This is a genomic window from Amycolatopsis echigonensis (assembly GCF_014174495.1).
Lineage (GTDB): Bacteria > Actinomycetota > Actinomycetes > Mycobacteriales > Pseudonocardiaceae > Amycolatopsis > Amycolatopsis echigonensis.
Window position 1 is genome coordinate 76,435 of the sequence record NZ_JACJHR010000011.1, and the last position, 18,893, is coordinate 95,327.

An 18,893-nucleotide genomic window follows, 5' to 3' on the forward strand; every position below is an offset into this window, starting at 1 on the left:
AGCACACCTCCGCCACTCTCCATAACGCCCGTCCGGGTTTCTCAGAGCACGACGGTCGGCGTGACGACGGTGCGGCGGTGCGGGCCGGCGCCGAGGTGCACGAGGATCTGCGTGGTTCCGCAGGGGACGCGTTCGAGCACGAACCGGCCGCCCTCGTCGGTCGCCGTCGCGAACGTGCCGTGATCGGCGACCCGGACCTCGACGTCGTACTCGCCCGCGGGCGCGAGCCAGCCGTCGATCCGGTGCGTCTTCCCGATTTTGGTCAGGTTGATCATCACGGTCAGGTCGCTGACGGTGAACGTGATCGTGCCGGTCGCCGTGCTGCGCACGCCGGCCAGTTCGTCGAGCCGTTCCCAGCGCGCGACCTCGACGTCGAGGTTCTCGAGTTCGAGCGCGAACTGGACCCGCTGCACCAGGTCGTCCGGCGGCGGGTCGAGTTCGTCGAGGAACCGGCCGATGTCGGCCAGGATGGCCTCGTCGTCCGGAACCGCGTGGCCGTGTCCCGGCCTGCCGATGTTGTCGCTCACCGGGTGCCCCCTTCTCCTGCGAGCAGATCGCGCATCGAGTCGAGGCAGCGGCCCCTGGTGGGCCCGACGCTGCCGCGCGGCATCTGCATAGCCTCGGCCACCGCCCGGTATTCGGCACGGCCGGCGAGAACGGTCAGCCGCAGCAGCTCCTGGCAGCGTGCGGGCAGGCGGAGGAAGGCGCGCCAGACCCGGCGGTCCCGGTCGGCGCGGACGGCTTCCTCCTCAGGCGCGGGATGATCGCTTTCCAGCGTCGCGGCGACCTCGTCGGACAGCGGCACGGGCTGCGCGCGCCTGCCGTAGGGACGGGTCGCCTCGCGGCGAGTCGTGGTGATCAGCCACGCGGCGAGCGCGCGGGGATCGCGCAGCTTCGCGAGCTGGCTGAACAGAGCGAGCCACACGGTCTGGACCACGTCCTCAGCCACTTGCCGGTCGAGCCCGTTGGCGCGCGCGACGTGCCACACGAGCGGCGTCAGCTCGTCGACAAGTTTCGCCATGGCGCGCCGATCCCCGCCCCGCGCGGCTTCCATGCACGCGGCGTGCAGGTCGGCGCCGGTCAGGCCTTCCCAGGGCGGGTCTACCTCGGTGGTGTGCACGTCGGTCACCGTAGCTGCCTCACTCCGGAGGTGGGCCGACCTGGGCGAGCAAGCCTCCGGTCGTGTCGGCACGGCCAGGCCCGTCGCGGGTCGCCTCTCCGGTCGGGTACCGGATCGATCGTGAATGGTGCGCGCTCTTTCGGTGGGGTCGGTGGGGTCGGTGATGCGGATGGTGTCCAGGGGCACGGTGGGTGCCACATGGGTGGGCTCTTGGTTGAGGAGCACGCAGCTGGCTCTGGGATACATGAATCTCTGACTTTTTTTCGGATGGGTTTTTTGGTGGCACCGGTCGGGGCGGCTTGGATGCGGGCCGCACCGCGGCTCCGCGCCGTTCGGCGGCGGTGTTTGTGCAGGTCAAGCAGGTCTTTGCGAGCTGGTGCCGGGACACGACCGGCCAGGCTCCCCCTCCGGCACGGCCGTGTCCCGACAGCTCGGTCGGACCCGATGAATCCCCCAACGACCCATCACGCCCCGCCGGCCCAGTGCGGCCGGACGGACCCTCCCCAGAACCCGCCCGCCCGCACGGGCCCGGAAGCTGCCCGCTGATTCACCAGTCCCCGCCTTCCCAGGCCCACCTGCCGGATTTATCCCTCCCCGGACCCCTCCGGCTGACCGGCTCGAAAGCCGACCAGCAAGTCCCTGCCAGCCGGGCAGATCCCCCCGGATCCGCCCGGCTGACCCCGTCAGGTCAGCTCACGGCCCGGTCTGGCAGGCGAGTTCCTCCCCGAACCCGCCTGACCGAACCGAGCCACCCCTCCAGGCGGGACCGACCCGGGAAGCCCGCCGACTCCGCGGACCTCCCCCGAGGTCCGCGCAGCCACCAGGTCAGCAAGGCCGAACCGCCAACCCCGCCGGACCAGCCCACGAAACCCGCCAGCTGGACAGGCCCCTCCCCGAACCTGCCCAACCGCGCCAGCCCGCAAGCCGATCCGCCTTGGACTGGCCGTTCTTGCCGTTCCGGTCGGCTCGGCGGCTGGCCGGGTCCCCTCCGAAACCCGTCCGGCAGGGCCGGGTCCCCCTGACCCGGACCGAGCGTGACCGGACCGGCGGTGTGGCCAGTCCTGCCCACGTCCATCCCTCGTTTCACACCGACCGCCGAGCTGCTCGCCCCCCTTGTGCCGAGCAGGTCGCCGGTCGCGTGCGTTCGTGCGGGTGCGCACCGGCCGGCGTGAGCGTTTCGCCCGCGCCGACCGGTACTCCCCGCCCCCAGGGGAGCCCGCTCCCCTTCGGGCTCCGCCGGAGGAGAGTTCCTCCCCGAACCCCCTCCGGCTGACGACGTCCGGCAGCCCCCTCGGCTCCCGGGCGCCGCCCGTCTGGTTACTTGGCCGTGCCGGTGTCGTCGAGCGGCTCGTGGTTGCCGTCCGGCTGCACACCCCGGTTCGCCCCAGGCGCGGGGCTCGTCTTGACGGGCGGAACGGTGGTTCCCGGCTGCCGCTCGTCCTTCTGATCCGCAGGCATGTGGCCTCCCTTTCCTTGGTTCGCCCCATAGGACGCATCCAGAGTGCGCCTAGATACACGGAGCGCCAAAGTTTTCGGGATTTTTGTGAATCTGCCGGTCAGGACGGCCGCGTCACCTCCCCCGGATGCCGACCGTCAGTGACGATCGGTAATCCCTCCGAGAGCGCGGCGGCCCAGGCGCGGTAACCGTCCGGGCCGGGATGGAAGCGGTCGGCGGCGAACATTCCCGGACGGAGCAATCCCGGCACCAACGGGATATGCGTGACCCCGGGAAGCCGGGTCAGCGTGCGCGCCGCCCGGTCGAGCGCGACGGACCGCGCGCCCAGCACGTCCCGGAGCGGCCGGGGCAAGGACGGGAAACTCGCCAGCGGCGGCACGCCCGCGAGAACGACCGGGACGTCGCCGATCCTCCGCCGCACCTCGACGATGATCGCCAGCAGATCTCGCCGGTACCGCGCGGCCGAGTGCAGCTCCAGGGTGTCGTTCACGCCGAGGACGACGACCACGATGTCAGCCGCCCGGACGCGCGGGACCAGCTCGTCGAGGACCACCCGCGCCGAGGCACCGGTGATGCCCAGCGCGTGCCATCGCACCTCGCGGTCCGGGTACGCGCTGGCGAGACCCACCGCGAGCTGCCCAGTGAGCGCATCGGCGTGCGTGGCCGCGCCGACGCCGTCCACTGTCGATTCGCCGATGACGGTGAGCCGCAGCGGTCGCCCGGTGCCGAGAGCGCCCTCGATCGGCCCCGTGGCCCCGGGAAGCCGCGGAGTCGCCCGACGCACCCGAACTGCCTGCGCGACCAGCACGGGTGCCGTCAGGAAAAGGAGGAACAGCCGAAGAACTGCCATGCCTCCGACAGTAACGAGGGGCTACGACAGATCCGGGTCCGTGGAGCGAGTTGTCCACAGGGGATGTGAGTTGTGGACAACCCTGGGGATAGCTTGGGGACAGCTGTGCACATGTCCGCACCTGCCGACCAAATCACCCCACGCCGACCTCGGCGTTCGCGGACAACCCACCGGCAATCGCAGACCACCTCAGCCCTGCGAGATCGACACCGTCTTGCCCACCAAGGACTCATCCTCAGCCGCGTCCAGCAAATACCGCGCCACGTTCGCCCGCGGGATCTGGAAGCTTCCCCGAACATCCCGCCCGACCTCGCTGCGCACCCGCTCCCGCGCGGGCTTGTCGGTCAGCCTCGTCGGCCGCACGATCGTCCACCGCACCTCCGGGGCTTCGTGCAGGATCGACTCCATCCGCCGCAGGTCGGCGTATCCGTTGCGCAGCACCGCGCCCAGCAACGGCTTCAGCAGCAACCGCGACACCAGGCTGTCTCCCTCAGCCGGCAGGCCGGACGCGCTCACCACGACGAACCGCGTCTGGGAGCCGCGCAGCGCGGACACCACGGAGCGGGTGCCGTCGGAGTTGACCGTCGTCGGCTTGAGGTCCGTGGGGCCGAGGGCCAGGACGACCGCGTCACGGCCGGTCACCGCGTCAGCCAAGCCAGGATCAGTAAGCGAGTGAACCGCGACGTCCAATCGGGGGTGTGCGGGGACGGTCAACCGCGCCGGGTCGCGGACTACGGCGGTGACGTGCCATCCGCGCGCCAGCGCTTCCCGCACCGCCAGGCCGCCGATCCGGCCGCTCGCGCCCAGGACGGTGATCTTCATGAGGCCTCCAAGGAGGGTGAGTGAACACTTACCACGCTGAGAAGACCCTCAGGGAGCACACATGGGAAGCCGCGAGGAGATCGTCGCCGCAGCAGCGACGGTGATGCGGGAGCGGGGGTACGCGCACGCCACGACCAAGGCGATCGCACAGGCCGCGGGCTACTCGGAAGCCTTGCTGTACAAGCATTTCCGCGACAAGACCGCGCTCTTCCTCGCAGTGTTGAAAGAAGAGCTTCCCGATCTTGCCGCCACGGCGGCGAGGCTCGCCGAGCATCCGGAGAAGGCAGAGTTCAGCGACAATCTCGCCGAACTGACCACCACAGCACTGGCCTTCTACTGCGCGAGCTTCCCGATCTCCGTCTCGATCTTCTCCTCGCGCGCTCTGCTCCGCACCCACCGGGACACCCTCGAAAACGGTCCCGACCAGCCGATCCAGTACGTCGTCGGCTACCTCGACGCCGAGGTCAAACTAGGCAGGCTGCGCAGCGATCTCGACGTCGAAGCCGCGACCCGGCTACTGCTCGGCGCGTGTTTTCAAGAGGCGTTCCTCGCGTCCTTCGAAGAACGCCCGCCGCGACCAGATCTCGCGCACCGGCTCGCCGCGACGTTCGCGAAGATCGGCTAGTCGCGGTTCTTCCGCAGCTCGTGCCACCGTTCGTACAGGTTGTTGATCTCGACCAGCAGGAACGCCAGGAAGTCCCGCATCTCGGCCAGCCGCTTCCCAGCGGGGGTGTCCGCGCCGAGGGCGTCGATGCCTTCGGTGGCCGCGTCCCTCCACATGATCAGGAACCGGTCGCGCTTGAGGAACGTCGCGTACCAGAGGTCGTCGTAGAGCTGGTAGTGGTCGCGGCGCTGGCCGGGTTCGCGCACCTTCCGCACCATGCCGACCTGTTCCAGATACCGCACCGCCCCGGAGATCGCGGCCGGGCTCACCGACAGCTGCTCCGCCAGCTCAGCGGCCGTCAGCTGCCCCGAATCGGTCGTCATCAGCGCCGCGAACACCCGCGCTGACATGCGTTGCATGCCGATCTGAGCCATCACGAGGCCCAGGCTTTCGACGTATCGGCGGACGGCGTCCTCGTCCCTCTTCGTCTCAGGCGTCGTCATCCGTCCATCCTCTCCCACGACCCTCCAGAAGATCACTCGGTCTAGACGTTTTCTTAACTTCACAACTTCGTGAAATGAGTGTAGCTTCCGAAACATGGGAAACGCCATTGCGATCTCCGGCCTGCACAAGGCATTCGGCCGGGTGAAGGCCCTCGACGGCCTTGATCTTCAGGTTCCCGCGGGGGAAGTACACGGTTTCCTCGGCCCGAACGGCGCCGGGAAGTCCACCACGATCCGAGTCCTGCTCGGACTGCTGCGTGCCGACGCCGGCGAGGTCCGGCTGCTCGGCGGCGACCCTTGGCGCGACGCGGCGAGCCTGCACCACCGGCTCGCCTACGTGCCCGGCGACGTCAACCTCTGGCCCAACCTGTCCGGCGGCGAGGTCATCGACCTCCTCGGCAGGCTGCGCGGCGGGCTCGACCAGAAGCGCCGCAAGGAACTCGTCGAGCGCTTCGATCTCGACCCGCGCAAGAAGGGCCGCACGTACTCGAAGGGCAACCGGCAGAAGGTCGCCATCGTCGCCGCGCTCGCGTCCACTGTGGACTTGCTGCTGCTCGACGAGCCGACCTCGGGGCTCGATCCGTTGATGGAGGCCACTTTCCAGGAGGTCATCCAGGAGGAGCGCGCGCAGGGCCGTACGGTGCTGCTGTCCAGCCACATTCTCGCCGAGGTGGAAGCCTTGTGCGACAAGGTGAGCATCATCCGGAACGGCCGCACGGTCGAGTCCGGCACGCTCGCCGAACTGCGCCATCTCACTCGCACGTCGATCACCGCGGAACTGGCCGGACCGCCGAACGGCCTCGCCGAACTCGCCGACGTGCACGACCTCAAGATGGACGGCAGCCGCGTCCGCTTCGACGTGGAAACGCGCGCGCTCGAGGACGCGCTGCGGCAGCTGGCCCAGATCGGCGTGCGCAGCCTGGAGAGCCGGCCGCCGACGCTCGAAGAACTCTTCCTGCGCCACTACGCGGACGAACTCGAGGCCGGGAAATGACCGGCGCGCTCGTCGGCACCGGACCGCTGATCCGGCTCGCGCTGCGCCGCGACCGGATCATCCTGCCGATCTGGATCGTCCTGCTCAGCATCGTCCCGGTGGCCACGATCAGCAGCTACGACCAGTTCTATCCGACCGCCGCGAGCCGGGCCGGGCTCGTCGCGTCGGCGGCGGCGAACCCGTCGTTCGCGCTGCTCTACGGCCCAGCGTTCAATCTCGGCGCGGCCGGCGGGTTCATCGCCTGGCGGATGGGCGGATTCCTCGCGCTGCTGACCGGCCTGATGGCGGTCTTCACGCTCACCCGGCACACCCGTGCGGAGGAGGACAGCGGCCGGGCCGAACTGCTGGCGTCCACTGTGGTCGGTCGATACGCGCCGCTCACCGCCGCGCTCACGGTGACCGGCGGGGCGAGCGTGCTGATCGGTGTATTGCAGGCGAGCACGCTCGCGTCGAAGGTTCCCGCAGCGGGTTCCGTCGCGCTCGGCGCGAGCACGGCGCTCGCCGGTCTGGTCTTCACCGGCGTCGCCGCGGTCGCCGCGCAGCTCGGCGAGTACTCGCGTACCGCGAACGGCATCGGCACGGCCGTGCTCGGCGTCGCGTTCCTGTTGCGTGGCGCGGGTGATTCGACCAGCGACGCGCACTGGCTGTCGTGGCTGTCGCCGCTCGGCTGGGCGCAGCAGATCCGCCCGTTCGCCGAAGAACGTTGGTGGGTCCTGACTCTGCCCGTCGCGACCACATTGGTGCTGTTCGCGGTGGCCTACGCGCTGCTGCCGCGTCGCGACGTCGGCGTCGGCCTGCTTCCGCCGCGCCTCGGTCCCAGCGAGGCCGCGCCGTCGCTGCGGTCGCCGTTCTCGCTGGCCTGGCGGCTGCAACGGGGTCCGTTGCTCGGCTGGCTGGTCGGGCTCGCGGTCGGCGGCGCGTTGTTCGGGACGATCGCGCAGGGCATTTCCGGCCTCGTCGGCGGTACCGAGCAAAGCAGGCAGATCTTCGAACGCCTCGGCGGATCGCGCGGACTGGTCGACGCTTTCCTCGCGACGATGGTGAGCCTGTTCGCGATGCTCTCCTCGCTCTACGGCGTGCAGGCGACGCTGCGGATGCGCACCGAAGAAACCTCGCTCCGGCTCGAACCGCTGCTGGCCACACGGGTCGGACGGCTGCGCTGGGCCGCGAGCCACCTGGTGTTCGCGTTCCTCGGCAGCGCGTTGCTCGTGCTCGTCGGGGGCGTGCTGCTCGGGCTGTCGAACGGATTGCGCAGCGGTGACGTCGGCCGCTCGGTCGGGAACATGGTCGAGGCCGTCGCGGTGCAGGTGCCCGCGGCGTGGGTGATCGTCGCGGTGGCCGCGCTGATCTTCGGACTGCTGCCGAAACTGGCGACCGCCGCCTGGGGCGTGGCCGCGCTGGCGTTGCTGATCAGCATGTTCGGGCCGGTCGTCAACGCGCCGCAGGTACTGCTGGACGTCTCGCCGTTCCAGCATCCGCCCAAGGTGCCCGGCCAGCTGTTCACCGCGGTGCCGCTGGTGGTGCTGCTGGCGGTCTCGGCGGTCGTGCTGGCGACGGGGCTGGCCGGCTGGCGGCGGCGCGACGTCGGCTGACGTCAGCGTTCGTCGCGGGAGAATCCGCTGGTCGGGCCCAGCGAGGTCGGCGGGGGCGCCGGCGGGCTCGACGAGGTCGGGGTGACCGACACCGTGGCCGTGGTCGTGCGCGGCGGCGGGGCCGGGGGTGCCGGCTGGCGATGGGTCACGGTGATCGGCGGCAGAGGGAGGCCGGTCACCGTGACCGTCACCTGCTGCACAGGCGGCGGGGTAGGCGGCGACGACTCTCCGGCCGGACGCGGAGTGCGACCGGCGACCAGCAGCGCGGCGACGAGCAACCCGCCCGCCAGCCCGGCCAGCCCGGTCACGACGACATAACCCCAGGTGGGAGCGGTGTCCGACATCCGGCACCTCCTCGCCGCACGGTCACTCGGCTACGAGGGTTTCGTCGCGTTGATCATAGGCGTCGTTACGCACTGTGCAACTTGATATCTACCGACTCAACTTATGTCACACTCCCCTTATGAGGGGGATTCTTCGCACGCCCGACTTCCGGCGGCTCTGGCTCGCCGACGGCCTCAGTCAGGCCGGCAACCGCATCGATTTCCTGGTCATCCCGCTGCTGGCCACCACCACGCTCGCCGCCTCAGTGGCGGAGGTTTCGCTGCTGCGGACGCTGAGCACGCTCCCGTATCTGCTGCTTGGACTGCAGGTGGGCGCGTGGTGCGACCGGATGCGCAACCGGCCGGTGCTGATCACCGCCGACCTCGCCCGCGCGGCGCTCATCGGCTCAGTGCCGCTCGCCGCGGCGTTCGGTGAGCTGTCGCTGGGTCATCTGTACCTCGTCGTGCTGCTGGCCGGTGTGTTCACCGTTTTCTTCAACGTCGCGCACCAGACCTACCTGCCTGGCCTCGTCGAACGCGGCGAACTGCCCGACGCGAACGCCCGGCTGCAGACCAACCTCTCCGTCGCCGCGATCGCCGGGCCGGGCCTCGGCGGGCTGATCGTGCAGTTCATCGGCAGCGCGGGCGCGATGGCCTTCGACGCTCTGACCTACCTGTGGTCCGCCGCCTGGCTGCACCGCATCCGCACGCCTGAGCCACGGCCCGAGCCCGCCGAGCGCAACCTCCGCCGCGAGATCGGCGAAGGCTTGCGGACGGTGCTGCGCGATCCGATCCTGCGGGCGATCACCGTACACAGCGCCGTTTCGAGCCTATTCCAGTCGATGTTCATGGCGGTGTCGATGGTGTTCATGGTGCGAGACCTGCATCTGACGCCGTTCATGATCGGGCTGATCGGCACGCTCTCGCTGACCGGAGCACTGCTGGGCAGCACAGTCGCCCGACGGCTCGGCACCCGCTTCGGCGCGGCGCGGGCTCTGTTCATCGGCGGTGCGGCGTACAGCGTTTCGTTCCTGCCCAACGCTTTCGCGACGCCAGGGTGGGGCCTTGCCTGGTACATCGCTGGCGGGATCGCGTCGAGCTTCGGGATCATCGTGCTCGGCGTGTTCGAAACGAGCTTCCGGCAGGCGATCCACCCCGCACGAGCTGCTGGGCCGGGTCTCCTCGGTGTCGCAGACGGTCGTTTTCGGCATCGCCCCGCTTGGCAGCCTGCTCGGCGGCTTCATCGCTGAGTTCACGACGACCCGGGTCACGTTGTACGTGTGCGGCATCGGAATCCTTGCGGCGTCGGCGATTCTCGTCGCTTCGCCGCTTCGGAAGATGCGCGATCTGCCCGGCTAGACCTTCCGCAGTCCGTCAAGCAGTACGCGCACCAGATGCCGGCTGTCCGGCGTAAATCGCTCCACCGCGAGTGCGCCGACGATCAGCGCGCGCAGGTCTTCGCCGTCGATGTCTGCGCGTACAGCGCCCGCGGCTTGTGCGCGTTCCAGAAGCGCAGTGAGGTTCACTCGAAACCGCTCCGCTGCTTCGGCCTTGTACGCGGAGCCGCTTGTCTCACCGAGCGCTTCGCAGATCGCGCGGTTACGCGACGCCTGTTCGATGACGCGTGTGAAGTAGTCGTAGAACGCTTCGCCCGGCGCGTCGGAGTCGATCAGCTCCTGCGCCTCGACGCCGTACTGCTCCAGCCGCTCTACGACGACTGCCTGGAACAGCGCTTCCTTGCTGGGGAAATGCCGGTAAACCGTGCCCGCGCCGACGCCAGCCAGCCGCGCGATGTCGTCGAGGGGCACGGAGAGCCCGTCGACGGCGAACGCTGCTTCGGCGGCAGCCAGCACACGGGCGCGGTTCCGGCGCGCGTCCGCGCGGAGCGCAGGCTTCTCCACCGGTCATCTCCTCTGATCTCAAAGTGGTGCGGCCGTCCGATTCTTCCTTGGAACACGGTCCGCCGCTTCTGACCGTGTCCCAGATCTCCAGGGTGCCGTTGACAACCGGAGCGCGAACTCCGTATCGTCGTAAGCGGGTGCCCCGTTCCGATTATCCACCCGTCTTCCCGAATGAGGTTTCTGATGCCCCGCACCGTGTCCGAGGTGGCCGAGATCGTCGCGAACGCGCTGAGCGCCGTCGACGCCGCACCGCTCGCTGACGTTCTCGCCGAGGACGCCGTCTACGAAATCCCGTTCACCGGCCACCGCTCAGCGGGCCGGGACGCCGTACTGGCCACGCTCGGCGCGGGCAGCGCCGTCGCGGCCCGGATCGGCCTGGGAAAAGTCGAGGTCACCACGACCGAAACCGCGGACGGGTTCGCCGTCGAACTCGTCGCCGAGGGCCGCAATCCGCACACCGGGCACAGCTACCGCCTCCCGTCGTCCGCCGGGTTGCTGACCGTGCGGGACGGCGAGATCACCCGTTATCGGGACTACCCGAACAACGGCGCGGCAACCGCGTTGCACGGGACGAAGGAAGTGTTCCAGCGTTTCCTCGACGCGGCGGTCGACAACCGCTGGGACGATCTCGCCGACCTGTACTCCGACGACGTCGTCATCGAAATCCCGTTCGCGCCGGCCGGAGTGCCCAAGGTGACGCGCGACCGGGAGGAGTTGCGCAAACGCTTTCACGAGGCCGGACAGCGCCGCCGGATCACCAAGGCGGACCGGGTCGTAGTGCACGAGACCAGCGACCCTGAGGTACTGGTCGCCGAGTACGACCTGCACGGGGAATACGAGGGCAAGGCGTACGTCTCGACGTACGCGATGGTGCTGACGGTGCGCGACGGGCGGATCGTGCACTCCCGGGATTACTCCGGCCCGCCGGTGTTCGCCGAATCGGCCTAAGCGGCGTCGACCCTCGCCAACCCGATCACCATGTCCGCCAAGGCCTCGCGCCCCTCCCGCGCACGCGCGTCGTCGGGGTCGCAGACGTACTGCAGGATCAAGCCGTCCACTCCGGCGACGATCATGCGCGCGAGGTGGTCGAAGGAAACGGCGGCAGTCTCGCCCGCCTGCTCGGCGGCTTGGCGGCACCAGCGAGCGACGACCCCGGCGTAGCGCTCGTACTGGAGCCGGGCGAGCTCTTCGTGACCAGGGGTGCGCAGCGCGTACATGGTGAGCTCATACTGCAGCAACTGCAGCTCACGCCCGCCCTCGACGAGCTTGGCCCAGAAGGTGTCGAGGCCGTGCCGGATCGCGTTCTCCAGGCCTTGGTCAGTAGCGGCCGAGGCCTGGAGAACGCCGGCGATCTCGTCGACGACGTCCTCGATCACGGCGCGGAGCAGCTTCTCCTTGGACGGGAAGACGTACTGCATGGTCGCCAGCGGGACGTCCGCCTGCGCGGCCACCACACGCAGCGAAGTCTTGGCGACGCCGTGCGCGGCCAGCGCGGCGCGGGCGGCCGCGATGAACTGCGGCCGGCGCACCGAGGCCTCGACGTACGGCATGGCCACCCCTTTCGGTCAGTCGACCGAAATATTGCCACGACCCCTTGCCAGCCCCGGCGGCGCTCCTTACGCTGCTCCAAATCGGTCGGCTGACCGAATCTTCGGAACGCGAGGGAGCGAGCCATGAAGGTCGTGGTCGTCGGCGCGGGACTGGCGGGACTCTCCGCCGCACGAGAGCTCGGCAAGACCGGAGCCGAGACAGTCGTCCTGGAAGCTCGCGACCGGGTCGGCGGGCGAGTCGAGGGCGGCGAGCTCGGAGGCCATCCGATCGAACTCGGCGGCACCTGGATCGGCGAGGGCCATTCCCGGATGCACGGGCTCGTCGAGGAACTCGGCCTGGCGACTTTCCGCACGTGGAACGACGAAGGCAAGACACTCGTCCAGCTCGGCGGCCGGCGCACCCTCGTCAACGGAGCCAAGGGCGCCGTGCCGCGGCTCAACCCGGTCGCGCTCGCCGACCTAGCGCAGGGCTTGGCCCGTTTCGGCCGGCTGGCCCGCAGCATCGACCCAGCCCAGCCGTGGACGCATCCGAAGGCGCGCCTGCTCGACAGCCAGACCTTCGAGACCTGGGTCCGGCGCAACCTGCGCACCCCGAGCGGGCGGGCGTACTTCCGGGTCGCGACCGAAGCCGTCTTCGCCGCCGACGCCAGCGACCTGTCGCTGCTGCACGCGCTGTTCTACGCGGTCAGCAACGCGGACCTGGAGACCCTCCTCGCCGTCGACCGCGGCGCACAGCAGGACCGCGTCGTCGGCGGCTCCGTGCTGGTGGCTCAACGACTCGCGGACGGGCTCGACGTCAGGCTGTCGACGCCGGTCGCGTCAGTGGCCCACGACGGGACCGGGGTCACGGTCACCACGCGCGCTGGTCAGACCTTCACCGGCGACCGGGTCGTCGTCGCCCTCCCGCCGACGCTCGCCGGACGGCTGCGGTACGACCCGGTGCTGCCCGCCTGGCGCGACCAGCTCACCCAGAAGCTGCCAGCGGGCACCGTCGCCAAGACGTTCGCCGCGTACCCCACCCCCTTCTGGCGCGAGCAGGGGCTGAACGGGCAGGTCGCCTGCGACACCGGCCCGGTCAAGGTCACCTTCGACGTTTCCCCGCCGGGCGGCGAGATCGGCGTCCTCCTGGGCTTCGTCGAGGGCGGCGAGGCACGGCGCTGGCAGCGTCTTCCCGCCGACCGGCGCCGGCAGGCCGTGCTCGATTCCTTCGTCCGCTACCTGGGGCCGCGGGCCGCCGAACCGACCGCGTACGTCGAGAAGGACTGGAGCGCCGAGGAATTCACCCGAGGTTGTTACGGCGCCCACTTCGCCCCTGGAGTGTGGACCAGCTACGGCGATGCGCTGCGGCCGCCGGTCGGCCGGATCCATTGGGCAGGTGCGGAGTACGCGGTGGAGTGGAACGGCTACATGGAGGGCGCGGTGCGGTCCGGCAGCGCTGTCGCGGAAGAAATCATGCGGCTTTGAGCGGGGCTCAGTGCGTCGCGGTCTGCGAAGCCGCCGGAGTGAACAAATGCTCCACCGCGGCCACGGTCCAGTCCCACACGCCCGGCACCAGCAACACTCCCACCAGCACGAACACCGGGAACACGAGCCGCGTCTCCACCTTTTTGCCGGTGTGCAGCCGCAGCGGCTTCGGCGGGCGGAGCTCGTACCAGGTCTCCCCCGCGATGGGCAGCGGGAACAGGAACGGGCAGCCCGACTCGGTCAGCGAATCCCCGAGGCAGTGCACGAAACAGCCCGCCGCGACAGCCACGCCGAGCCAGCCGGAGATGTCCGCCAACTGAGCCACGCGGTCGTCCGGCGCGGTGAAGTACCACCAGGCCACCGCGCCGCCGTAGAGCAGCAGCAGCCAGTCGCCTAGGGCACCGACAGCGAGCAGCAATCCGAACAGCAACACTCCCAGCACGGCCCAAGCCCCACCGGCACTACAGCCAGCGGAGGTAGCCGCGCCGAGGGCGACAGCGAACAAGAGGGTGTGCGAGAGGTGCCGGTGCGTGCCGGGCCCCTTTTCGTCGCGCGGGCCCTTCGTCAGGGCGTAGACAGCCGCGGACAGCCGGCGCAGCAGCCAGGACAGCGCGCCGGTCAGCCAGCCGAACAGGCGGGTCGCGCTGGCGCTGGGGTGGTCCAGGTCCGGCAGCAGCGCGAACCCTGCCGTGGTGGCCGCGAAGACCACCGCCTGGTGCACTGTGCCGACGCCTACCGCCGGCGCGAGGGCAAGCCCAGCGCACCAGCCGGTCAGGGCGTGCGTGCGCCCCATCATGATGGTTATCCCCCAGGTCGCGGACCACTTTACTCAGTCCGCGCGACCGTATCGGGAGATCAGGCCGGAGGTTCCTCCGACACGCTCAGGTGTTCGGCCACCCCGGTGAGCTCGATCACCCGGCTGACCGCCGGGCTCGGCACGACCTCGAGTTCGACCTGCTGTTCCCCGGCCTGCCGCTGGGCGTGCAGGACGACGTTCAGCGCCGATGAGTCGAAGAAGGTCACCCCGGTGAGGTCGGCCACCACGCGACGGGAATTCTTGTCCGCGATCAACCCGGCAAGAGCTTCCTGCAGCTGCGGGCTGGTGAGCAGATCGAGCTCACCCGTGACCACCACCCTCGGCTCGGCGGCCGCGGTGTCCAGCGTGATGCCGAATCCGGGCGGAGTGGCGTTCTGGTCGGCTGCGGGCATGCAGTTTCTCCTCGTCAGGCGCTGCTCCTGCGCCGGTACGCGCCTGTTGTCTCAAGCGGCAACCGTGTCACGGTCCCAAAGCATCTGGAGACCCAACCCTAACCCAGTGGGTGACCGCCGCCGCGTCGGCACACGGCTACCCCCTGGCTCGCGGGCGACCGGCGGACGCACAGCACCCCGCGCACCGCAGGTGGGCGCGCGGGTCGCGGGGGGTCGGATCAGCTCAGGCGGACACCTTCTTGCGCTTCGCCCGCCGTTCGCGCATGAACAGCTCGCGGCGCTCGATCTCGCCGAGCCCGCCCCAGATCCCGTAGGGCTCTTCGACGGTCATCGCGTGCTTGCGGCACTGCGCCAGCACCGGGCAGGTGTGGCAAATCGCCTTGGCGCGGGACTCGCGGCGCTCACGCGCGGAGCCGCGCTCGTTGTCGGTATGGAAGAACAGGCTGCTGTCCGCTCCGCGGCACGAGCCTTGAAGCTGCCACTCCCACTCCTCGGCCACCACATTCGGCAGTCGGCTCACGTCAGCCATGTCGTCCCCACCTTTCCCGGGATCAGCACACTCGACGGCTACATGCCCGCCGGTCGCGGCGGTCAAACGCGGGTTTGGTTTGCTCACCCCCCGGGCATGTGGCAGATCGGGCACGAAAGACTGGCGTGGCACGCCGGAGAGAGGAAAGCACGTGGAGGAGAACGCCCCGCTCGAGCGCGAGGACGCACAGCTCATCGAGGTGCGGACGGCGGCTATCCCGCACGTGGTGCCCACCCTGCGCACCATCGTCGCCGACATCGCCATGCGCCAGGATTTCGACCTGGACGCGGTCGAGGATCTGCGGATGGCCGTGGACGAGGCCTGCTCGATGCTGCTGCCCTCGGCCGCCGACGGCAAGCTGACCTGCGTGTTCTCCTGGCTGGAGGGCCGGATCGAGGTCACTGTGTCGGTCGTCTCCGAGCGCGCCGACCACGGCGACGAGACCGGTCTGTCCTGGCAGCTGCTGACCGCGCTCGCGACCTCGGCGCGACGCACCGTGACCCCGGCCGACGGCCGGTACCTCTCCCGGGTGCAACTGGTCCGGGAGAGTGAGGCGGCCAGCTCGTGACGAACCCCGCCGGCGGCGACCAGCCCACCGACGTGGCAGCACTGTTCCACGAGCTGACCGAGCTGCCCGAGCGTTCGCCCCGCCGCGAGGAGATCCGGGACCAGCTGGTGCGCGAGCATCTCGAACTGGCGCGCAACCTCGCCCGGAAATTCCGCAACCGCGACGAGGCGATGGACGACCTTGTGCAGATCGCGACCGTCGGCCTGATCCACGCGGTGGACCGTTACGACCCCTCGCAGGGCACCGACTTCCTGGCCTTCGCGGTGCCGACGATCTCCGGCGAGCTTCGCCACCACTTCCGCGACAACAGCTGGTCGGTCCGGGTGCCAAGACGGCTCAAGGAGCTCAACGCCACGATCTCGGCCGCACGCGAGGAACTGACCGTGCGGCTTTCGCGTGCGCCGAAGCCCAGCGAGATCGCCAGCCATCTCGGCGTGCCGATCGAGGACGTCTACGAGGGCCTGCGGGCCGGACAGGGCCGTTACGGGGCCTCGCTGGACAATCTGCTGGAGAACTCCGCGCACACCCGCTTCGGCGCGCCGGACGCGAACCTCGGCCAGGCCGAACTGCGCGAGGCGCTGCGGCCGATGCTGGACAGCCTGCCCGAGCGCGAACGCAAGATCGTCGCGTTGCGCTTCGGGTCCGGGATGAGCCAGTCGGACATCGCGCGCCGCGTCGGGGTTTCCCAGATGCAGGTGTCGCGGCTGCTCGCGGCGACGCTCAAAAGGCTCCGTACCGGACTGGCCGAGACTGACATCACCGAGGGCACCTGATTCGCTTTCGGCCGAGTTGGGTAAACACCACATGCGACAACAGCGGCCGGGAGGTGCAGAACCCATGACGACGTCCAGGATGCCGACCAGGGGCACCGAGGCGGCCGCCGCCACGGTGCGCCTGGAGCTTCCGGACGACGTCACCGCGCCCGCTATCGCGCGGGCACAGGTCCGCGCCGCGCTCGCCCAGCTCGACGTTCCCGCCCAGCTTCGCGACGACGTGCTGCTGGCGACTTCCGAGCTGGTCACCAACGCCTTCGAGCACGGCGACCGGCCAGACCGGCTCGAACTCCGGATCGAGCACGGCGAACTGATGCTGCGGGTCTTCGACACCTCGGCCTCCCTTCCGCAGCTGAAAGAGCCGGTTCTTCCGTCCGCGGCGCGCAGCCGCGGACTTCAGCTGGTGCACGCGCTGTCCCGGCGCTGGGGCTACGACCCGGCCGAGGGCGGGAAGTGCGTCTGGGCGGCGTTCGGCCTCAGCTGACGCCGGCTGGCCACCACGAGCCCGGCCGCGCCGAGCACCCCTAGTCCGCCCCCGAGCCAGCCGACGATCGTGCGCGGCCGTTCGGCCGCCGCACAGCCCGCTTCGGCGTGTGTCTCGGTCTCCGGCGAGCTGAACGCCGTCCCGCAGCCGACCCGGACGCTGGTGACGGAATCCGGTGGGTCGCCGGGGCCGAAGAGAGGGCGGTCACCGGCAACCGGAGGAACGCGATCCCGGCGAGGAAGAGCGCTGCGGACGCGAGTCCGATCCACAGCGCCGGACGCCGGATGCTGGACGCAATCGGGGTGACTGGGGACGAGGAGCGGGCGAGCAGCTGGGGCTGAGCGCGGCACAGGTCTCGGAGATCCTGCGGATAACCGCGCGGGTTTTCGGACTGGGTGAAGCGGACGTGCTCCGCCCCGTGCCCGGCCGGACCGTCGCGATCTGCCTGCCGCCCTGGAAACTTTCGACGTGCACGACGTCACCGGTGAGCAAGGTGACGGCGTGCCACTCACCGGGGCCAGGCACCGGTGAGCCGCGTGCGGCCGAGAGTGATGGCCTCGTGATCTCCACGTCATCGCACAAGATTCGGGGCGAGCCGGGGTTCACGTCACTGCCTCGCACTGTCGCGGTTGCGACATGTTAGCCAGCCACCGCCGCGTAATAGGCCAGGAGGCGGTCAGCGAGTTCGTCCGGACGGCTCAGCAGCGCGAGATGGGAACCGGCCATCTCGTCCGCGTCCAGTCCCAGCCGTTCGCGCGCGACCCGGCGCAACAGGTCCGCGGAGAAGAACCGGTCGTCGCGGAAGAGCAGGACTTTTGTTGGCACGTCCGGCAACCGCTCGCCTGGCCACGGCACGCTGTACTCGGCGCTGTTCTGATCCCGGCCGCGGCGCTCGTTCTCCTCCGCCAGCTCGGCCGGAACGTCCGCCATGAACTGCTCGGCGACGCTCAGTCCGTCGGCCGATTCGAAGCCGACGTTGCCCCACCACTCCCCCGGAGCCTCGCCTGGCGCGGGCACCATCCCGGCGACGAACACGAGAAGCCGCGCGCCGACCCGCTCCGCCACGAGCGGCGCGGTGAACCCGCCGTAGGAATGTCCGACCACGACGACTTCCGCGGCGTCGCCGATCGCCGCGACCACGGTGTCGGTGAAGTCGGCGAACGTGGCCTGCGGGTTCTCGATCGGCAGGTCCGGGGCCACGACCTCGTGGCCGGACGCCTTGAGCCGCGCGGCGACCAGGTGCCAGTCCCAGCCGCTGCCGCCGCCCCCGTGGATCAGCGCGAAAGTCGCCATGGGGCCCAGCTTGTCACGCTGGGCAGCGCTTCAGCATGTCCTGCAGCGCGTTCTTCTCCATGTCCGTGATCGTCAGCCCGTAGTAGTGCTTCACCGTGACCCAGTCGGTCGCGTAGGTGCACCAGAACGACACCAGCGGCGGCTTCCACTCGTCCGGAGCCTTGTCGCTCTTCTGCCGGTTCACGCTCGCCGTCACCGCGAACAGCTGCGGGCGCGTGAGGTCGTTCGCGAACTGCTCGCGCTTCTCCTGCGTCCAGTCGCGCGCGCCGCTCACCCAGGCCTGGCCGAGCGGGACCATGTGGTCGATGTCGAGCTGAGTCGGCTTGGTCCAGGTCTGGCCGTCGTACACGCTCAGCCAGGTGCCCGACGTCGGCTTGCAGTCGCTGCCCGCCTTGACGTCCTTGCCCGCGCGCTTGAGAACGGTTTCGCGGGTGTCGCAGCTGTCGCCCTGGCTGTCCCAGTGCTTGAACTTGTCGCGCGAATAGCCGGTCATGGTGCCGCGCGCGCCGATCTTCAGCTCGGACAGCTGCTTCGTCGCGTCCGCGGCGGAGGCCGGTGCCGCCTCGGACGGGGTGTCGCCGACTTCGCGCTGGCCGTACCAAAACCCGACGACAGCGATGAGCAGCACGACCGCGAGCAGCACGGTGCGCTTGGTGGGGAACGGCCGGGCCATGGTGCGCGGAATCCTCTCGGGCGGGGAGTTCGGGGAGCCGGAGTATGCCTGTCGCCGGGCCGGTAATCGCGCAGACACTCTCGGCAGCGTTCGAGCCGTGGCAAGGACCACGTCCGGCCAGTCGTTGCCCGCCAACGAAAAAGCGCAGATCAGCGGGGGTGGATAACGCTCGCGAAGGTGTCACG

General features: G+C 69.8%; 23 protein-coding genes. 9 read left to right on the top strand and 14 right to left on the bottom strand.

What is annotated here, in order from left to right:
- Positions 1 to 41 precede the first annotated feature (41 nt).
- From H5411_RS10390 to H5411_RS10410, 5 genes are all read right to left on the bottom strand, one after another.
- Positions 42 to 527 (bottom strand): hypothetical protein, encoded by a 486-nt coding sequence (locus H5411_RS10390; protein WP_101436435.1) that lies wholly within the window; start codon positions 525 to 527, stop codon positions 42 to 44.
- Positions 524 to 1,129 (bottom strand): RNA polymerase sigma factor, encoded by a 606-nt coding sequence (locus H5411_RS10395; RefSeq protein WP_101436436.1) that lies wholly within the window; start codon positions 1,127 to 1,129, stop codon positions 524 to 526. The genes H5411_RS10390 and H5411_RS10395 overlap by 4 nt, the downstream gene beginning before the upstream one ends.
- Before the next feature lie 1,308 nt (positions 1,130 to 2,437).
- Positions 2,438 to 2,578 carry a hypothetical protein gene (locus H5411_RS10400; RefSeq protein ID WP_158242475.1) on the bottom strand — a complete coding sequence of 47 codons (141 nt, stop codon included), beginning with the start codon at positions 2,576 to 2,578 and terminating at the stop codon, positions 2,438 to 2,440.
- 98 nt (positions 2,579 to 2,676) lie between these two features.
- A complete protein-coding gene (locus H5411_RS10405) occupies positions 2,677 to 3,426 on the bottom strand; it encodes an SGNH/GDSL hydrolase family protein (RefSeq protein WP_101436437.1) in 750 nt (249 codons plus the stop codon).
- Positions 3,427 to 3,615: 189 nt separating this feature from the next.
- Positions 3,616 to 4,248, bottom strand: coding sequence for an NAD(P)-dependent oxidoreductase (locus H5411_RS10410; protein ID WP_183123672.1), 633 nt, complete (start codon positions 4,246 to 4,248; stop codon positions 3,616 to 3,618).
- A 61-nt stretch (positions 4,249 to 4,309) separates the two neighbouring features.
- Here H5411_RS10410 and H5411_RS10415 point away from each other — a divergent pair, with 61 nt between their 5' ends.
- Positions 4,310 to 4,873 carry a TetR/AcrR family transcriptional regulator gene (locus H5411_RS10415; RefSeq protein ID WP_101436439.1) on the top strand — a complete coding sequence of 188 codons (564 nt, stop codon included), beginning with the start codon at positions 4,310 to 4,312 and terminating at the stop codon, positions 4,871 to 4,873.
- Here H5411_RS10415 and H5411_RS10420 read toward each other — a convergent pair.
- Positions 4,870 to 5,355 (bottom strand): GbsR/MarR family transcriptional regulator, encoded by a 486-nt coding sequence (locus tag H5411_RS10420; RefSeq protein ID WP_101436440.1) that lies wholly within the window; start codon positions 5,353 to 5,355, stop codon positions 4,870 to 4,872. The genes H5411_RS10415 and H5411_RS10420 overlap by 4 nt on opposite strands.
- Positions 5,356 to 5,449: 94 nt before the next feature.
- On the opposite strand from H5411_RS10420, the gene H5411_RS10425 reads away from it, so the two are divergent.
- Both H5411_RS10425 and H5411_RS10430 read left to right on the top strand, forming a co-directional pair.
- Positions 5,450 to 6,349 carry an ABC transporter ATP-binding protein gene (locus H5411_RS10425; protein WP_101436441.1) on the top strand — a complete coding sequence of 300 codons (900 nt, stop codon included), beginning with the start codon at positions 5,450 to 5,452 and terminating at the stop codon, positions 6,347 to 6,349.
- Positions 6,346 to 7,941: an ABC transporter permease gene (locus tag H5411_RS10430; protein WP_101436442.1), complete on the top strand. Its 1,596-nt coding sequence runs from the start codon at positions 6,346 to 6,348 to the stop codon at positions 7,939 to 7,941. The genes H5411_RS10425 and H5411_RS10430 overlap by 4 nt, the downstream gene beginning before the upstream one ends.
- A gap of 2 nt (positions 7,942 to 7,943) precedes the next feature.
- Here the strand turns inward: H5411_RS10430 and H5411_RS10435 are convergent, their stop codons facing one another.
- Complete coding sequence (locus tag H5411_RS10435) at positions 7,944 to 8,285, bottom strand: hypothetical protein (protein WP_101436443.1); 342 nt, start codon at positions 8,283 to 8,285, stop codon at positions 7,944 to 7,946.
- A 119-nt stretch (positions 8,286 to 8,404) separates the two neighbouring features.
- Here H5411_RS10435 and H5411_RS10440 point away from each other — a divergent pair, with 119 nt between their 5' ends.
- Positions 8,405 to 9,514 (top strand): MFS transporter, encoded by a 1,110-nt coding sequence (locus tag H5411_RS10440; protein WP_279629995.1) that lies wholly within the window; start codon positions 8,405 to 8,407, stop codon positions 9,512 to 9,514.
- Between the two features lie 105 nt (positions 9,515 to 9,619).
- On the opposite strand, the gene H5411_RS10445 is transcribed toward H5411_RS10440, so the two are convergent.
- Positions 9,620 to 10,165: a TetR/AcrR family transcriptional regulator gene (locus H5411_RS10445; RefSeq protein WP_009086025.1), complete on the bottom strand. Its 546-nt coding sequence runs from the start codon at positions 10,163 to 10,165 to the stop codon at positions 9,620 to 9,622.
- 183 nt (positions 10,166 to 10,348) lie between these two features.
- Here H5411_RS10445 and H5411_RS10450 point away from each other — a divergent pair, with 183 nt between their 5' ends.
- Complete coding sequence (locus H5411_RS10450) at positions 10,349 to 11,113, top strand: nuclear transport factor 2 family protein (protein WP_101436444.1); 765 nt, start codon at positions 10,349 to 10,351, stop codon at positions 11,111 to 11,113.
- Here the strand turns inward: H5411_RS10450 and H5411_RS10455 are convergent.
- Positions 11,110 to 11,715, bottom strand: coding sequence for a TetR/AcrR family transcriptional regulator (locus tag H5411_RS10455; protein ID WP_101440893.1), 606 nt, complete (start codon positions 11,713 to 11,715; stop codon positions 11,110 to 11,112). The two genes, H5411_RS10450 and H5411_RS10455, sit on opposite strands and share 4 nt — an antisense overlap.
- A 123-nt stretch (positions 11,716 to 11,838) precedes the next feature.
- On the opposite strand from H5411_RS10455, the gene H5411_RS10460 reads away from it, so the two are divergent.
- Positions 11,839 to 13,179, top strand: a complete 1,341-nt coding sequence (locus H5411_RS10460; protein WP_101436445.1) for a flavin monoamine oxidase family protein — start codon at positions 11,839 to 11,841, stop codon at positions 13,177 to 13,179.
- A gap of 7 nt (positions 13,180 to 13,186) precedes the next feature.
- Here the strand turns inward: H5411_RS10460 and H5411_RS10465 are convergent, their stop codons facing one another.
- The 3 genes from H5411_RS10465 to H5411_RS10475 form a co-directional block, all read right to left on the bottom strand.
- Positions 13,187 to 13,972: a metal-dependent hydrolase gene (locus H5411_RS10465; RefSeq protein WP_101440894.1), complete on the bottom strand. Its 786-nt coding sequence runs from the start codon at positions 13,970 to 13,972 to the stop codon at positions 13,187 to 13,189.
- Positions 13,973 to 14,034: 62 nt separating this feature from the next.
- Positions 14,035 to 14,388, bottom strand: a complete 354-nt coding sequence (locus tag H5411_RS10470) for an STAS domain-containing protein (RefSeq protein WP_101436446.1) — start codon at positions 14,386 to 14,388, stop codon at positions 14,035 to 14,037.
- Between the two features lie 223 nt (positions 14,389 to 14,611).
- Positions 14,612 to 14,917, bottom strand: coding sequence for a WhiB family transcriptional regulator (locus H5411_RS10475; protein WP_101436447.1), 306 nt, complete (start codon positions 14,915 to 14,917; stop codon positions 14,612 to 14,614).
- A 151-nt stretch (positions 14,918 to 15,068) separates the two neighbouring features.
- On the opposite strand from H5411_RS10475, the gene H5411_RS10480 reads away from it, so the two are divergent.
- From H5411_RS10480 to H5411_RS10490, 3 genes are all read left to right on the top strand, one after another.
- The gene (locus H5411_RS10480; protein WP_101436448.1) at positions 15,069 to 15,485 is read left to right on the top strand and encodes an ATP-binding protein; all 417 of its coding nucleotides are present in this window, start codon (positions 15,069 to 15,071) and stop codon (positions 15,483 to 15,485) included.
- Positions 15,482 to 16,258 carry a SigB/SigF/SigG family RNA polymerase sigma factor gene (locus tag H5411_RS10485; RefSeq protein WP_101436449.1) on the top strand — a complete coding sequence of 259 codons (777 nt, stop codon included), beginning with the start codon at positions 15,482 to 15,484 and terminating at the stop codon, positions 16,256 to 16,258. The genes H5411_RS10480 and H5411_RS10485 overlap by 4 nt, the downstream gene beginning before the upstream one ends.
- Positions 16,259 to 16,322: 64 nt before the next feature.
- Entirely contained in the window at positions 16,323 to 16,742 is a 420-nt protein-coding gene (locus H5411_RS10490) for an ATP-binding protein (protein WP_167441930.1), read from the top strand.
- Positions 16,743 to 17,381: 639 nt separating this feature from the next.
- On the opposite strand, the gene H5411_RS10495 is transcribed toward H5411_RS10490, so the two are convergent.
- Together H5411_RS10495 and H5411_RS10500 are read right to left on the bottom strand one after the other, a co-directional pair.
- Positions 17,382 to 18,035 carry an alpha/beta fold hydrolase gene (locus H5411_RS10495; protein WP_101436451.1) on the bottom strand — a complete coding sequence of 218 codons (654 nt, stop codon included), beginning with the start codon at positions 18,033 to 18,035 and terminating at the stop codon, positions 17,382 to 17,384.
- A gap of 13 nt (positions 18,036 to 18,048) precedes the next feature.
- Positions 18,049 to 18,708 carry an HNH endonuclease family protein gene (locus tag H5411_RS10500; RefSeq protein WP_101436452.1) on the bottom strand — a complete coding sequence of 220 codons (660 nt, stop codon included), beginning with the start codon at positions 18,706 to 18,708 and terminating at the stop codon, positions 18,049 to 18,051.
- Positions 18,709 to 18,893: the final 185 nt, after the last annotated feature.